A 14268-nucleotide genomic window follows, 5' to 3' on the forward strand; every position below is an offset into this window, starting at 1 on the left:
ATCATCCATGGGAGGATCGGCGGCGGGTCCGGAGAGACGGGGGAGCGGATGCGTCAGCGAGCGATTCTCACGGTGGCGGCTCTCGCCCTCACCAGCGGTTGCGGCTCGACCGGCATGGGCCTGTCACCGGACCCGCCCTGGCACGCGATTCCCGGCTGTCCCACCGTCGGCGGTCACCAGCGCATCACCGAGGGCCCCAAAGCCGACACCAAGACCGTCGACACCGCCGAGAAGTACGGGTTGTCGTGCCATTACGGCACCCCGGACAAGGTCACCCTGGTGATCAGCGTCATGATCGATCGCACCGCCACGGACAGCGCCGCCGACCACGAACTCAGCGACCAGGCCGCCCGCAAGGCCGGCATGCTGGTGCTGCCGCTGAGCGGCACCGGCGACCGCGCGATGATCATCGTCGACCCGGCGGGCAAGCTCCAGCCGAACACCACCGTCCACGCGGAGACGGTCTCGCGCAACACGATCGCCTACGCCCAGCTCTACGGCCTGACCCCGGTCAGGACCGACGCCGACGCCAACGTCCATGCTCCCGCGCTGGCCACTGCCCTCAACGAGACCCTCAAGATCCTGCGACCCGCTTGAGGGGTACGTGCTCCGCGTCCCGAACGCCCGCTGCGCCGACCGTTCGGTGTCGAGTCGGGTCAGGGTAGGTGGGTCGCCGCGCTCCGGTCTCCGGGCCGGCGTCGTGGGTGTAACCGACCGCCGGGTCAGGTCACCGACCCGGCGCTCCACATTCGTCGTCGTCATCGGCAGGTCAGCGGTCCGGCGCCGGTCTACAGTCCCCAGCCGTACCGGACGCGGTCGCGGCCGGAGGTGTTGCGGACGGTGAGGTTGAGATCGGTGCCGCTGCCGCTGAGGGCGAACATCGAGTAGTGGTCGAAGCCGGAGGTTCCGGTGGGCTTGCCGCCGACGGCGGGCCAGTAGGTGCCGCCCATCTGGTTGTCCCGCATGACCTGAGTGACAGCGCGGATGTGACGTACGAAGTTGTCGGTGCTGCTCGCGTTGCCGTAGTTGAGGCCGGTGGACATCGGCGCGCCGTACTCGGTCACGACGGCGCGGGAGGCGCAGTTGCCGAGGCGGGTCTGGATGTGGCCGCGGAAGGCGTCGTAGGTCATCGCGCTGTAGAAGAATGCGTAGTGGTGGAAGGACAGCAGCGTCGCGCTGAAGCGGCTGTCGTTGCAGACGTCGCGCAGGTCCTGGCTGTAGCCGGTGCCACCGATGAGGGTCCGGCCGGGCACCGCCGAGTAGTGGTAGCTCATCCAGTTCGCGGCGATGTTGCGCCACTCGGCCGAGCTGTAGCCGTGCGGCTCGTTCATCGGTTCGAAGTAGACGTTGGTGTTGGCGCCGTAGGTGTTGGTCACGCGGGACCACATCGTGTTCCACGCGGCGAGGTTGGTGATCCGGCCGCCTGAGGCGGCACCGTCCTCCCAGTAGGCGAGGATGACCTTGAAACCGCGGGCGGTGGCGGCGTCGATGGCGCCCCGGTAGTTGTTCCACCAGGTCGTACCGACGGTGTGGGTGTTGATCGGCAGCCGGACGGTGTTGATCCCCATGGCTGCCATGTCGTCGTAGAGGGCGTTGGCCTTGGCCCGGACGGTCGCGTTGCTGTCGGACTGGCTCAGGCCCTGCACGACGAGCGGACCGGTGCTGAAGTTGTCGCCGAGCACCGCCCAGTTCATGCCTCTGAACTGGTTGGTGGCCGCGTGGGCCGGTGACGCGCCGCCGACGGCGACGCCGGGAATCAGCGTCACCGTGCTCAGGGCGCCGAGCAGGACGCGACGCAGCGATCGCCACCGGGAGGCCGGCGCCTTGCCGTGCCGGGGGCCGGTGGCTTCCACCGATGCTGGGGTTCTCAATGCCTCGTCCTTCCTCGCGGGGGGATTGCGGGCGCACCACCTTGGTAGCCAACGGTGGTCGGCCACGCGATCCTTCGGGCTGACTCGTTCAGAAACAGCCATAGGCGAACATCGGATTCGTTGACTCCATAGTCAGATCATCTTTATATTGGCGGTCATGGCCCCCGCCCCGATGCGTGAACCCACCTTCTGGATCCTCACCGCGCTCGCCCCCGAGCCCCGCCACGGGTACGGGGTGATCCAGCAGGTCACCCGCCTCTCCGGTGGCCGCGTCACTCTGCAGGCCGGCACCCTCTACGCCGCCCTGGACCGGCTCGTCGCCACCGGGCAGGTCGAACCGGACCGGGAGGAGACCGTCGACGGGCGGCCCCGCCGCTACTACCGGCTCACCACCGACGGCGCCGCCGCGCTCGATGCCGAGACCGAGCGGCTGCGGGCCGGTGTGGAGGCGGCCACCGCTCAGTTGGCCGCCCGCCGTCGCTTCGGCCTGGGACCGGTGGCCCCGTGAGCGATCGCCTCGCCCGCCGCTACGCACGCTGGCTGCGCTTCTACCCGCCCGGCCCGCGCCGGGCCGAGATGCTCGCCACCCTCCTCGAATGCGCCCCGGCCGAACGCGTCCGGCCCACCGCCAGGGAGATCGTCAACCTCGTCGGGTACGGGCTCCGCGCCCGCCTCGGCCGCCCGGCGAGCAACGCCGTCGTCGTCCTGGCCACCTTGGTCACGCTCGCCACCGGGCTGCTCGGTGCGGCCGCCGCCGCCCGCATCGGCTGGGTGTACGCGCCGTCGCTGCCGGCCGGCGCGCAGTCGCAGGAGCTCGGGGCGACCGTCTTCCCCGGGCAGCGGGTGTGGGGTGGCGGCGACGCGGAGCCGTTCGTGCCGAGCGCGGACGGCGACCGGACGATCTACGGGTTCGCCGACTACTGGGTGAAACACAGCGACACGAGCCGCGACGTCCACACCTATGCCAAGGGCGCCCGTGACCGGCTGGCCGCCGCCGGCTGGGACGTGCGCGGCGAGGTCACCTACGAGACGGAGGTGGCCAGCGACACGCCGATCAGCACCGCCGGATTCTGGGCGACCCACGATGGGCTCGTGCTCACCTACACCGGTGTCCACTGGGGAAACCGGGCCTCGTACGACTCGGACGGCGCCGCCAGTTTCATGCTCACCCGGTCCGCGCCGTCCTGGCTGCCGGGGGTGGCCGTCGCCGGGGGAGTCCTCGGCGCCGTCGCCGGGTGGCTGCTCTTCGGATGGGCGAGCCGCCGCAGCGAGGGCCACCCGTTGCGAACCACGGTCGCGGCCTTCCTGGGGTGGGCGGTCGCCCTGGTGACGCCGCTCTCCGCCCTGGTCGGCGGGACGTGGTCGGGGCAGCCGGACCGGCCCGGTGACGAGGTGTACTGGCTGGGTCTGCGGGTGCTCTCCGATGGCATGGGTGTGATGATCCTGGTCCTGGGCGTGGCGGCGCTTGCGGCGGCCCGGTTGCGCGTGGTGCTTCCCGTCGCGGTGGTGGCGCTGGTCGCGGTGGTCGCCGCGACCGGATGGCAATCCGCGGCGTTCGCCACGTGCACGCCGTCCGGCCCGCCCGCCGACCCGCCGCCCGCCGACGTCGCCCACAGCCGGGTGGCCCGGGTCTACATCGCCCAGAACACCACCGACGAGCAGCGCAACTACGCCGAGGCGGCGATCGGCCGCGTCTGGGGCGCCACGTCCTTCTCGTTCCACTACGACCCGACCGACGAGGAGTACCGGCACGCCTACTGCGACGGCGGGCGGCTCGCCGGCGACTCCGGCATGCGGATGCCCTACTTCTGGGAGATCGGCATGAGCAGTCCCGGGGTGTTCCCGGCGCTGGTCGACGAGGTGGCGCCGATGCCCGGGGTGGTCGCGGTCCGGCACGGCCGGGAGTACCGCTGAGGCGCGGGCCGTCTCAGCGCCGATCCGGTGGGAGGCCTTCGGACCCCCGATAGCCAAACACCTGTGGTTATGGTTAGCCTTACCTAACTTCACAGGTTCGTCACGGATCGGAATACCTACATATGCGTGCATGGCGTACGGCTGTCGCCGTCTCGGTTCTGAGCGTCGCGCTCGCCGGCTGTGGTTCCGGGGACACCCCCGGCACCTCGTCCGGACAGAGTGCCGCCCCGGCCGGGCCGTGGACCTTCACCGACGGTTCCGGCCAGGTGGTCAAGGCCGACAAGACCCCCACCCGGATCATCGCCCACGCCGGCGAGGCGGCGGCGCTGATGTCGTTCGGCATCAAGCCGGTCGGCATCTACGCGGACGAGTCCGTCAAGACCGACCCGAACCTCAAGAACCTCGACCTCACCGGCATCGAGATCCTCGGCGAGGAGTGGGGCAAGATCGACGTGGAGAAGGCGGCGTCGCTGCGGCCGGACCTCATCGTCGCCGACTGGTGGCCCGCCGAGAAGGCGCACAGCGGCCTTGAGGAGGGCGTCGACGAGAAGAGCAAGAAGCTCGCCGAGCTGGCCCCGGTGGCCGGCGCCACCCAGGGCAAGTCGATCCTGGAACTGGCCAACGGCTACGAGACCCTCGCGAAGAGCCTCGGCGCCAAGGTGGACGACCCGAAGTTCGCCGCGAACAAGACGCGGTTCGACGCGTCGGTCGCCACGTTCAAGCAGGCTGTCGCCGCCAAGCCGGGCCTGACCGTGCTGGCGATGTCCCCGGCCGACGATAAGATCTACGTCGCCAACCCGGAGTACGCGCCGGAGCTGCTCGACCTGCAGAGCTTCGGCCTCAAGGTGATGAACCCGGACAGCCCCGACAAGGCCTTCCCGTACTGGGAGAACCTGAGCTGGGAGAACTCCGACAAGTACCAGCCCGACCTGATCCTCTGGGACGGCCGCGCCTTCAAGCCGGACTCCAACGCCGAGTGGGGCAAGAAGCAGCCCACCTGGTTCAAGATCAAGGCGGCCAAGGAGAACGCGGTCGTGGCCTGGCCGGCGTACTGGATGCACACCTACGGTGACTTCGCCACCGAACTCGACAAGCTGACCACCGCCGTGAAGTCGGCGAACGAGAACATCGGCTCCTAGCCACACCGATGACCGTTACGACGATCGCCCCACGGCGAGCCGCCGCCCTCGTGCCGGGGCTCGCCGTGCTGGGCGCGGTCCTGGCCGTGGTCGCCTTCCTCAGCGTCACCCAGGGCTCGCGCGACATCGGGCTGTCCGAGGTGCTGCGGGCCCTGGGTGGCCTCGGCGACGACGGCTCCACCAACAGCACGGTGACGCTGGAGCTGCGCGTTCCCCGTACCCTCCTCGGCATCCTGGTCGGAGCCGCGCTCGGCGTAGCCGGCGCCGTGTTGCAGGGCGTCACCCGCAACCCGCTCGCCGACGCCGGCATCATGGGCGTCAACTCCGGCGCGGCCGTCTTCGTGGTCTTCGCCATCACCGTGCTCGGCGTCCGCGGCGCCGGGGTGTACGTGTGGTTCGCCTTCGCCGGGGCGATCGCCGCCCTGGTGCTGGTCTACGCGGTCGCCTCCCTCGGCCGGGAGGGCGCCACCCCGATCAAGCTCGCCCTGGCCGGCGCCGCCGTCACCGCCGGGCTCGGCTCGATGACCACCGGCATCGTGATGACCAACGTGGACGCCCTCAACGAGCTGCGGTTCTGGCAGGTCGGCTCGCTCGCCGGCCGGTACGCGCCGATCCTCACCGGAGTCGCCCCGTTCCTGATCGCGGGCCTGGTCGCCTCGCTCGCGTTCGGCCGCTCCCTCAACGGCCTGGCCCTGGGCGAGGACGTGGCCCGGGGCCTGGGCCAGCGCGTCGGCCTGACCCGCGCCGCCGCGTTCGGTGTGGTCGCGGTCCTGGCCGGCGCGTCCACCGCCGCGTGCGGGCCGATCGTCTTCGTCGGCCTGGTCGTGCCGCACGTCGCACGGTTCCTGTGCGGCCCCGACTACCGGTGGATCCTGCCGTACTCGATGCTGCTCGCGCCGATCGTCCTGCTGGTCGCCGACGTGGTCGGCCGGCTCGTGGTCACGCCGGACGAACTGCAGGTCGGCGTCGTCCTGGGGCTGCTCGGCGCGCCGGTGTTCGTCGGCATCGTCCGCTTCGGCCGGATGTCGGAGGCCTGATCATGACGACCACCGCCGTCGCCCTCCGGGCCACCCGCCGCAGCCGGTCCCTGCGCTCGGTCACGGTGACCGCCGCCCTGGCCGCCGCGGCGTTCGCCCTGTTCGTGTTCACCATGATGGCCGGCAGCATGCGGCTCACCGCGGGCGAGGTCATCGGCTCGGTGCTCTACCTGCGCGACGATCCGAGCGTCGACTTCGTCGTCCGCGGGCTGCGGCTTCCGACCGCGGCCACCGCGTGCGCCGTCGGCCTCGCCCTGGGCGCCTCCGGCACGATCTTCCAGCAGTTGCTGCGCAACCCGCTGGCCTCACCGGACTTCGTCGGCATCACCTGGGGCGCGAGCCTCGCCGCGGTCACCGGCATCGTCGTGCTGCAGGTGGGCGGGCTCGCCGTGAGCGGGCTCGCCCTCGGTGGCGCGCTGCTCGCCGCCATCCTGATGTACCTGCTCGCCTGGCGTGACGGCGTCAGCGGTTACCGGTTCATCCTCATCGGCATCGGCGTCGCCGTGTTCTTCGAGGGTCTCATCGGATACATGCTGACCCGCGCCCACCTGTTCGAGGCGCGGCAGGCGATGCACTGGATGACCGGCTCGGTCGGCCAGGCCAACGGCGACGAACTGCGCCTGCTGGTGCTCGCCCTGATCGTGCTGCTGCCTCTGGCGATGCTGCTGCAACGCCAGTTGCGGGCGCTGGAGCTCGGCGACGACGCCGCCCGGGCGCTGGGCACGCGTACCGAAGCCAGCCGTGCCGCTCTGCTCGCCGTGGCGGTGACGCTGGTGGCCCTGGCCGTCGCGGCGGCCGGCCCGATCGTCTTCGTCGCGCTGGTGGCCGGGCCGATCGCCAACCGGCTGCTCGGACCCGCCGGCGGCGGCATCCCGGCCGCCGCGCTGGCCGGCGCCGTCCTGATGCTCACCGCCGACCTCGTCGCCGTCCACCTGATGCCGACACCCCTGCCCACCGGAGTGGTGACCGGCGCGGTCGGCGCCCCCTATCTGCTGTGGCTGCTGGCCACCACCAACCGGCAAGGAGCGGGCGGATGACCCGACTGCGCGCCGAGGGGCTGACCCTCGGTTACGACGATCGACCGATCGTGCGAGACCTCGACGTCAGCGTGCTCGACGGCAAGGTGACCGCGATCGTCGGCGCCAACGCCTGCGGCAAGTCCACCCTGCTGCGCGGCCTGGCCCGGTTGCTGGCGCCCCGGGCCGGCACCGTCCTGCTGGACGGGAAATCGGTCTCCGACCTGAGTACGCTCGACGTCGCCAAAGTGCTCGGCCTGCTCCCGCAGAGCCCGGTCGCCCCCGACGGCATCACCGTCGCCGACCTGGTCTCCCGCGGTCGTTACCCGCACCAGGGCTGGTTCCGCCGCTGGACCGAGAGCGACCACGACGCCGTCGCCCGTGCGCTCGAGGCCACCGGCACCGCCGACCTGATGGACCGCCCGTTGCGGCAGCTCTCCGGCGGGCAGCGGCAGCGCGTGTGGGTGGCGATGGCCCTCGCCCAGGACACCGATCTGCTTCTGCTCGACGAGCCGACGACCTTCCTGGACATCGCCCATCAGGTCGATCTGCTGCGGCTGCTGCGGAAACTGAACGCCGATGCCGGCAAGACGATCGTGGTGGTGCTGCACGACCTCAACCTGGCCTGCCGGTTCTGCGACCACATCATCGCGATGGCGGACGGCGCGATCGTGGCCGAGGGCCCGCCCACCGAGGTGGTCACCGCCACCTTGGTCGAGAAGGTCTTCGGCCTGACTTGCGTCGTCGTCCCGGACCCGGTCGCCGGAACACCGATGGTGGTGCCGGCGGAGGACTGACGCCGTCGTCGTCCGGTCCGGGCCAGATGGTCACGATGCCGGGCGGTGTGGTCGCCGGGTCGGGGACGGGAAGGCCGGACAACCGGCAGAACTCCCGCACCGTCTCGGCGAACCCGTCCGCGTCGTCGTGCACCTCGAAGTACTCGCCCCAGACGACATCGATCACCAGGCTGACCCACCGCCAGTGGCCGCGGATCTCGCTCACCTGGAACGTGACGCGGAAGATCTCCTCCCACGGCAGGCTGCTCACATGGGTGGAGGCCGGGCGCGTCTGCGTGCCGAACACCGAGAACTCCGCCTCGGACGCGCGTGTCACGACGACGCCCTCGTCGGTGATCTCGACCCGGTCCATCAGGGCAGGAAACGCCGCATGCGCAGGGCGCTGATGTGGTCGTCGGTGCGTGACAGGGTGGCCCGTACCGTCTCGATCGGCTCGAAGCCCCGAGCCCGGTAGAAGCCGATGCCCGCCCGGTCGCCGAGGAACACCGACACCCACATCTCGGTGCCGCCCGCCGCCCGGATCTGCCCGGTCACCCGCTCCAGCAGGAGCGTGCCCAGACCACGCCCGCGCTCGGCCGAGTCCAGGTAGATCAGCGACAGCTCACCGGACGCCGGGCCGCTCATCCCGCCACCGGCCGCGCCGAGCAGCCGCCCGTCCTCTTCGACGACCTGGTAACCGAACCACTCGGGCGGCGACGGCGCCACGTCGCGGGCGATCCTCGGTTCGCTGTAGAACGCGACGACGCTGCGCTCGATGTAGCCCTCGGGCAGCAGGTCCCGGTAGGCGTCGCGATAGGACGTGGAGCAGATCCGGGCGATGGCGGCCACGTCTGTCTCGACGGCTTCACGGACTTCGGCGGTCAACGATGATCTCGGCACGCCCGCAAGAGTAAACCCGGATCACCGTCGGCCCGCCGACCTCCGTGCTCGTTCACATCTATTGCGTACGGATGAGCGAAACGTCCAGCCGTTCGGCCAATTCTTCGAACGTGATGCCGTACGTGTCGGCGACCCGAACCCCGCCGGGTGTGATGTGGAATGTCGCCACTTCGGTGTACACCCTGGTCACACAGGCCTTGCCGGTGAGCGGATAGCTGCAGGACGGCACCAGCTTGGGCTCGCCGCCCTTGGTGAACAGGGTCATCATCACCCACACCTGCTTGGCGCCCACCGCGAGATCCATCGCCCCGCCGACCGCCGGGATCGCGTCGGCGGCGCCGGTGTGCCAGTTCGCCAGGTCGCCGTCCGCCGAGACCTGGAAGGCGCCCATCACACACACGTCGAGGTGCCCGCCGCGCATCATCGCGAAGCTGTCGGCGTGGTGGAAGTAGGCCGCCCCGGGCAGTTCGGTGACCGGCTGCTTGCCGGCGTTGGTGAGGTCCCCGTCGGCCTGGTCGGCGGCGACGATCTCGCCCATGCCGAGCATGCCGTTCTCGGTGTGCAGGATGACCCCGCTGTCCGGGTTCAGGTAGTGGGCGATCGAGGTGGGCTGACCGATGCCCAGGTTGACGTAGGCGCCGTCGGGTATGTCGGCGGCGATCAGTCGCGCGAGGTCGTCCTTGCCCAGTGGCTGGTTCATCGGGGCGCCTCCACGAGCCGGTCCACATAGATCGAGGGTGTCACGATGTTCTCCGGGTCGAGCTCACCGATCTCCACGATCTCCGACACCTGGGCGATCGTCAGGGTCGCGGCGGTGGCCATGACCGGGCCGAAGTTGCGGGCCGTCTTGCGGTAGACGAGATTGCCGAGCCGGTCGGCCCGGTGCGCGCGGATCAGGGCGACATCACCGCGGATCGGGTACGCCAGCACGTACTCCCGGCCGTCGATGACCCTGGTCTCGCGGCCCTCGGCGATCGGGGTGCCGACTCCGGTCGGGCAGTAGAACGCGCCGATTCCGGCGCCGGCGGCGCGCATCCGCTCGGCCAGATCGCCCTGTGGGACCAGCTCCAGTTCGATCTTCCCGGCCCGGTAGAGGCCGTCGAACACCCACGAGTCGGCCTGCCGGGGGAACGAGCACACCATCTTGCGGACCCGCCCGGCCGCCAGCAGCGCGGCGAGGCCGGTGTCACCGTTGCCGGCGTTGTTGCTGACGATCGTCAGATCGCCGGCGCCGTGCTCGATCAGGGCGTCGATCAACTCGACGGGCATCCCGGCCATGCCGAACCCGCCGACCAGGACGGTGTCGCCGTCCCTGACCTCCGTCACGGCGGTCAGGGCGTCGGTCACCCGGGTCCTCACGCGTTCTCCAGGACCACGGCGAGGGCCTGGCCGACACCGATGCAGATCGCGGCGACACCCCAGCGCTGGCCGCGTTCGCGCAGCACGTGAGCCAGAGTGCCCAGGATGCGGGCGCCAGAGGCGCCGAGCGGGTGACCGATCGCGATCGCCCCACCCCGGGTGTTGACGATCTCCGGATCCACCCCCCACGCGTCGACGCACGCGAGGGACTGCACGGCGAAGGCCTCGTTCAGCTCGACCGCGTCGACGTCGGACCAGCCGATGCCCGCCTGGCGCAGCGCCTTGTGCGCGGCCTCGACCGGAGCGAACCCGAACTCCTGCGGGTCCACCGCGTGCGCGGCCCGCCCGGCGATGCGGGCGAGGGGGTCGAGTCCGATCCGTCGCCCGGCGTGGGCTGATCCGAGCAGCACCGCGGCGGCGCCGTCGTTGAGCGGGGAGGCGTTACCGGCCGTGATCGTGCCGTCCTTGCGGAACGACGGCTTCAGCGTGGCGAGCTTGTCGACGGTGCTGTCGGCGCGGATGCTCTCGTCACGGTCGAGATCGCCGACGGCGATGGTCAAGTCGCGATAGAAGCCGTCATCCCATGCTCGGGCGGCCAACTGGTGGGAGCGGGCGGCGAACGCGTCCTGTCGCTCACGGGAGATGCCGTGCTTGTCGCCAAGCTGCTCGTTGCACTCGCCGAGCGAAGCGGTCCACTCGGCGGGCATCTTCGGGTTGACCAGCCGCCAGCCGAGCGTGGTGGACACCGCCTCCATGTTCTGAGCGGGAAAGGCGCGTGACGGTTTCGGCAGCACCCACGGGGCCCGGGTCATCGACTCCACCCCGCCGGCCACGACCACGTCGGCGTCGCCGGCCGCGATCGCCCGGGAACCGATGATCGCCGCGTCCAGGCTCGACCCGCAGAGCCGGTTCACCGTCGCCGCGGGCACCGACGTCGGCAGCCCGGCCAGCAGCACCGCCATCCGGCCGACGTTGCGGTTGTCCTCACCGGCGCCGTTGGCGTTGCCCCAGTACACGTCGTCGATCCGGCCGGGATCCAGGTCGGGGGCCTTGGCCAGCAGACCGGACAGCGCGGCGGCGGCCAGATCGTCCGGGCGCATCTCGGCGAGCGCGCCCGAGTACCGGCCGAACGGCGTACGGACAGCGGCGTACAGATATGACGGAGCCATGCCCCCACGCTAGTGACCAGCTCTGATATTCAGAAATACTCTTTCTGACTCGACCAGGACTCTGCAAGTATCAATCGCATGGAGCTGCGTCACCTGCGCTACTTCCTGGCCGTGGCCGAGGAGCGCCACTTCGGCCGTGCCGCCGCCCGCCTGCACATGGCCCAGCCCCCGCTGTCCCAGCAGATCCGTCACCTGGAGACCGAGCTCGGCGTGGTCCTGCTGACCCGCAGCACCCGCCGGGTCGAGCTGACCGAGGCCGGTGCGGCATACCTGGAGCGGGTGCGTGCCGTCCTGGCCGCCGTCGACGACGCCGGCGAGGTCGCCCGCCGGGTGGCGGCCGGTCTGCAGGGCCGGCTCTCGGTCGGCTGCGTGGGCTCGGCCACCTATAGCCTCCTGCCCGCCATGGCCCGGCGCCTGCGCGAGGAACTGCCCGGGGTCGAGGTCGCCTTCCGCGGCGAGATGCTCGGCGCCCAGCAGGTGGCCGCGCTGCAGAGCCGCGACATCGACCTGGCCCTGCTGCGCCCGCCGGTCGGCGACCCGGGCATCCGGGTGCGCACGCTGCGCAGCGACGCCCTGATCGTCGCCCTCCCGGACGGGCACCGGCTCACCGCGCGCAAGCGGCTGAGCGTCACCGACCTGCGCGACGAGGACTTCGTGGCGCACGCCGCCCGGGACTCCGCGATGTACGGCGTGGTCCGGCGCCTGTGCGGCCGCGCGGGGTTCGAGCCGCGCGTCCGTCACGAGGTCATGGAGACCTCCACCCTGGTCACGTTCGTCGCCGCGGGCCTGGGCCTGGCGATCGTGCCCGAGCCGGTGGCACAGCTCGGCGTGCCCGGCACGATCTACCGCCCGCTGGCCGGCGCCGGCGCCCGGATCGACCTGGCCGTCGCCGTTCGCGCCGACGACGAGTCCCCGGTGATCGAGCAGGCGACACGAGTGCTGTTCCAGGTGGCCGCCTCGCCCCTGACATCCGGCCCGCCACAGGAGCGGCTGACCGGCGGGGAAGCTTCCGCCGGTCGGGGGGTGATCATTCGGCGCTCGCCCCGCTAGAAAGATGGCGCAACTGGTAGTGCTCAAGAGCAGGTGACGGGGTGCACGTGATCCGGGTGGTGGTCGTCGACGACGAGGCACTGGTGCGTTCGGGCTTCAAGATGATTCTGAACGCGGCGCCGGACATCGAGGTCGTGGCGGCCACGAACGGCGCGGACGCGCTCGACGCCGTCCGTGAGAACCGGCCGGACGTGGTGCTGCTCGACATCCGGATGCCGGACGTCGACGGGCTCACCGTCCTCGGCCAGGTGCGTGCGCTGCCGGAGCCGCCGGTCGTGGCGATGCTGACCACGTTCGACGCCGACGAGTACGTCCTGACCGCCCTGCATGCGGGCGCGGCCGGTTTCCTGCTCAAGGACACCGAGCCCGAACACCTGGCGCAGCTCGTACGCACGCTGGCCGCCGGTGGGGTGGTGATGTCGGCGAAGGCGTCCCGGACTCTGCTGCGCAGCCTGCCGCGTACCGACGACTTCGCCGTCGACCGGGAGGTGACCGCCCGCCTGGAGCGGCTGACCGGCCGGGAACGTGATGTCCTCGTGCTGCTGGCCGAAGGCCTGTCGAACGCCGAGATCGGCGTGCGCCTGCACCTGGGCACCGGCACCGTGAAGGACCACGTCAGCGCCGTGCTCACCAAGCTGCGCGTGTCCGGCCGGGTGCAGGCCGCCCTGCTCGCCCAACGAGCCGGCCTGCTGGAGGACAGCCGATGAAGGACGTTCTGCTGCGTGTCCCCAAACCTGTGGTGGACGTCGCACTGATCGTCGCGGCCGCTCTCGACATCTGGGTCGACCTGTGGAGCGACCACCCGCTCAGTGTGGCGTCCGGGGTCGCCGCCTGCGCGGCCCTCGTGCTGCGGCGCTGGTTTCCGCTGGCCGTCGTGTTGCTCACGCTGCCCGGGGCGCTCCTGGAGGCCGCGCTCGTCGCACCGTGCGTCGCCCTCTACACGCTGGCCGCCCGATCGCGTGACCGCCGGCTGCTGGCCGTCTGCGTGGTGCTGGCCGCGATCGCCGGCGCCGCGCCGTCACCGCTGGCGGAGGGACCGGTCAAGATCGGCGACAGCCTGATCCACCTGGCCTACGCCCTGGCCGCGGTGGTTCTGCCGGTCCTGCTCGGCCAGCTCGTCCAGACCCGCACCGACCTGTCGCAGCGGCTGGAGGAGATCGAGGAGGTCAAGGAGCATGAGCGGGTCCTGCACGCCCAGGCCATCCTCGCCCAGGAGCGGGCCCAGCTCGCCCGCGAGATGCACGACGTCGTCTCGCACCAGGTCAGCCTGATCGCCGTGCAGGCCGGCGCGCTCCAGGTCGCCGTCGGAGACCCGGACATCCGCGAGGCCGTCCGGACCATCCGCTCGCTGAGCGTCGGCACCCTCGACGAACTGCGGACCATGGTCACCCTGCTGCGCGGCTCCGGCGACGACACCACCCAGCTCACCCCGCAACCGACCCTCGCCGACCTGCGCACGCTGGTCGCCGGCAGCGGACTCGAGGCCCGGCTCACCGGCGACCTCACCGTCGCGGTCGGCACACCGACACAGCGAGCCCTCTACCGTACGGTCCAGGAGGCGCTCACCAACGTGCGCAAGCACGCTCCCGGCGCCGCCGCGACCGTCGAACTCTGGCACGACGGCTCGCACATCGGGGTCACCGTCACCAACACGCCCCCGGCCCGGCCGTCCCTGCCGCTGCCCGGCGCCCATCAGGGCCTGATCGGGCTGCACGAACGCGCCGAACTGCTGCACGGCAGCCTGGAGACGGGCCCCACCGCCGACGGCGGTTACCGCCTCCGGATGAGCCTTCCCGCCCACACCGGCTGACCTCAGCCGGTTCCCTCGCTGTCCGAGACGCTGTGCGGGCCGGCCTGGCTGTGCGAGTCGGCCTGGCTGTGCGAGTCGGCCTGGCTTTGCGGTTCGGCCGGGCAGCCGCCCGCGGTGTCCGCCTCGGCAGGGGCCGCCGGGAGCACCCGGGTGCGGGACAGCGACGTCGCCGCGATCCGGTCACCGGGCGCGACCGCCGGGAAGCTGAGAAGCTTGAATCGGGCCAT

General features: G+C 71.2%; 17 protein-coding genes. 10 read left to right on the forward strand and 7 right to left on the reverse strand.

All coding sequences use genetic code 11. The features are described from left to right. The first annotated feature begins 48 nt into the window (after positions 1-48). Positions 49-597, forward strand: a complete 549-nt coding sequence (locus tag QLQ12_RS29495) for a hypothetical protein (RefSeq protein ID WP_282763836.1) — start codon at positions 49-51, stop codon at positions 595-597. A gap of 191 nt (positions 598-788) precedes the next feature. Here the strand turns inward: QLQ12_RS29495 and QLQ12_RS29500 are convergent, their stop codons facing one another. After that, positions 789-1871, reverse strand: coding sequence for a glycoside hydrolase family 5 protein (locus tag QLQ12_RS29500; RefSeq protein WP_282763837.1), 1083 nt, complete (start codon positions 1869-1871; stop codon positions 789-791). Positions 1872-2028: 157 nt separating this feature from the next. Between QLQ12_RS29500 and QLQ12_RS29505 the strand changes: the two genes are divergently transcribed. The 6 genes from QLQ12_RS29505 (at position 2029) to QLQ12_RS29530 (ending at position 7774) form a co-directional block, all read left to right on the forward strand. Further along, a complete protein-coding gene (locus tag QLQ12_RS29505) occupies positions 2029-2379 on the forward strand; it encodes a PadR family transcriptional regulator (RefSeq protein WP_282763838.1) in 351 nt (116 codons plus the stop codon). Further along, positions 2376-3785, forward strand: coding sequence for a hypothetical protein (locus QLQ12_RS29510; RefSeq protein WP_282763839.1), 1410 nt, complete (start codon positions 2376-2378; stop codon positions 3783-3785). Before QLQ12_RS29505 ends, QLQ12_RS29510 begins: the two co-directional genes overlap by 4 nt. 122 nt (positions 3786-3907) lie before the next feature. Further along, on the forward strand, positions 3908-4924 hold the full coding sequence (locus QLQ12_RS29515; protein ID WP_282763841.1) for an ABC transporter substrate-binding protein: 1017 nt from the start codon (positions 3908-3910) through the stop codon (positions 4922-4924). Positions 4925-4932: 8 nt separating this feature from the next. Beyond that, positions 4933-5961, forward strand: coding sequence for a FecCD family ABC transporter permease (locus tag QLQ12_RS29520; protein WP_282763842.1), 1029 nt, complete (start codon positions 4933-4935; stop codon positions 5959-5961). A 2-nt stretch (positions 5962-5963) separates the two neighbouring features. Continuing rightward, complete coding sequence (locus QLQ12_RS29525) at positions 5964-6998, forward strand: FecCD family ABC transporter permease (RefSeq protein ID WP_282763844.1); 1035 nt, start codon at positions 5964-5966, stop codon at positions 6996-6998. Further along, positions 6995-7774, forward strand: a complete 780-nt coding sequence (locus QLQ12_RS29530) for an ABC transporter ATP-binding protein (RefSeq protein ID WP_282763845.1) — start codon at positions 6995-6997, stop codon at positions 7772-7774. Before QLQ12_RS29525 ends, QLQ12_RS29530 begins: the two co-directional genes overlap by 4 nt. On the opposite strand, the gene QLQ12_RS29535 is transcribed toward QLQ12_RS29530, so the two are convergent. Genes QLQ12_RS29535 through QLQ12_RS29555 form a run of 5 tightly spaced genes read right to left on the reverse strand, consistent with a single transcriptional unit; the run spans position 7677 to position 11181 of the window. After that, positions 7677-8126 carry a hypothetical protein gene (locus QLQ12_RS29535; RefSeq protein WP_282763847.1) on the reverse strand — a complete coding sequence of 150 codons (450 nt, stop codon included), beginning with the start codon at positions 8124-8126 and terminating at the stop codon, positions 7677-7679. The genes QLQ12_RS29530 and QLQ12_RS29535 overlap by 98 nt on opposite strands. Then, entirely contained in the window at positions 8126-8653 is a 528-nt protein-coding gene (locus QLQ12_RS29540) for a GNAT family N-acetyltransferase (RefSeq protein ID WP_282763848.1), read from the reverse strand. Before QLQ12_RS29540 ends, QLQ12_RS29535 begins: the two co-directional genes overlap by 1 nt. A gap of 58 nt (positions 8654-8711) precedes the next feature. Next, positions 8712-9353: a 3-oxoacid CoA-transferase subunit B gene (locus QLQ12_RS29545; RefSeq protein WP_282763850.1), complete on the reverse strand. Its 642-nt coding sequence runs from the start codon at positions 9351-9353 to the stop codon at positions 8712-8714. Next, positions 9350-10012, reverse strand: a complete 663-nt coding sequence (locus QLQ12_RS29550) for a 3-oxoacid CoA-transferase subunit A (protein WP_282763851.1) — start codon at positions 10010-10012, stop codon at positions 9350-9352. Before QLQ12_RS29550 ends, QLQ12_RS29545 begins: the two co-directional genes overlap by 4 nt. Then, entirely contained in the window at positions 10009-11181 is a 1173-nt protein-coding gene (locus tag QLQ12_RS29555) for a thiolase family protein (RefSeq protein ID WP_282763852.1), read from the reverse strand. The genes QLQ12_RS29550 and QLQ12_RS29555 overlap by 4 nt, the downstream gene beginning before the upstream one ends. Before the next feature lie 78 nt (positions 11182-11259). On the opposite strand from QLQ12_RS29555, the gene QLQ12_RS29560 reads away from it, so the two are divergent. From QLQ12_RS29560 to QLQ12_RS29570, 3 genes are read left to right on the forward strand one after another with little or no spacing between them, the layout of a single operon-like run. Beyond that, complete coding sequence (locus QLQ12_RS29560; protein ID WP_282763853.1) at positions 11260-12231, forward strand: LysR substrate-binding domain-containing protein; 972 nt, start codon at positions 11260-11262, stop codon at positions 12229-12231. Positions 12232-12278: 47 nt separating this feature from the next. After that, on the forward strand, positions 12279-12938 hold the full coding sequence (locus QLQ12_RS29565; RefSeq protein WP_282763894.1) for a response regulator: 660 nt from the start codon (positions 12279-12281) through the stop codon (positions 12936-12938). After that, the gene (locus tag QLQ12_RS29570; protein ID WP_282763854.1) at positions 12935-14041 is read left to right on the forward strand and encodes a sensor histidine kinase; all 1107 of its coding nucleotides are present in this window, start codon (positions 12935-12937) and stop codon (positions 14039-14041) included. Before QLQ12_RS29565 ends, QLQ12_RS29570 begins: the two co-directional genes overlap by 4 nt. Before the next feature lie 2 nt (positions 14042-14043). Here the strand turns inward: QLQ12_RS29570 and QLQ12_RS29575 are convergent, their stop codons facing one another. Continuing rightward, complete coding sequence (locus QLQ12_RS29575; protein ID WP_282763855.1) at positions 14044-14268, reverse strand: hypothetical protein; 225 nt, start codon at positions 14266-14268, stop codon at positions 14044-14046.

Origin of the sequence: Actinoplanes sandaracinus, assembly GCF_030009775.1 — a bacterium.
Lineage (GTDB): Bacteria > Actinomycetota > Actinomycetes > Mycobacteriales > Micromonosporaceae > Actinoplanes > Actinoplanes sandaracinus.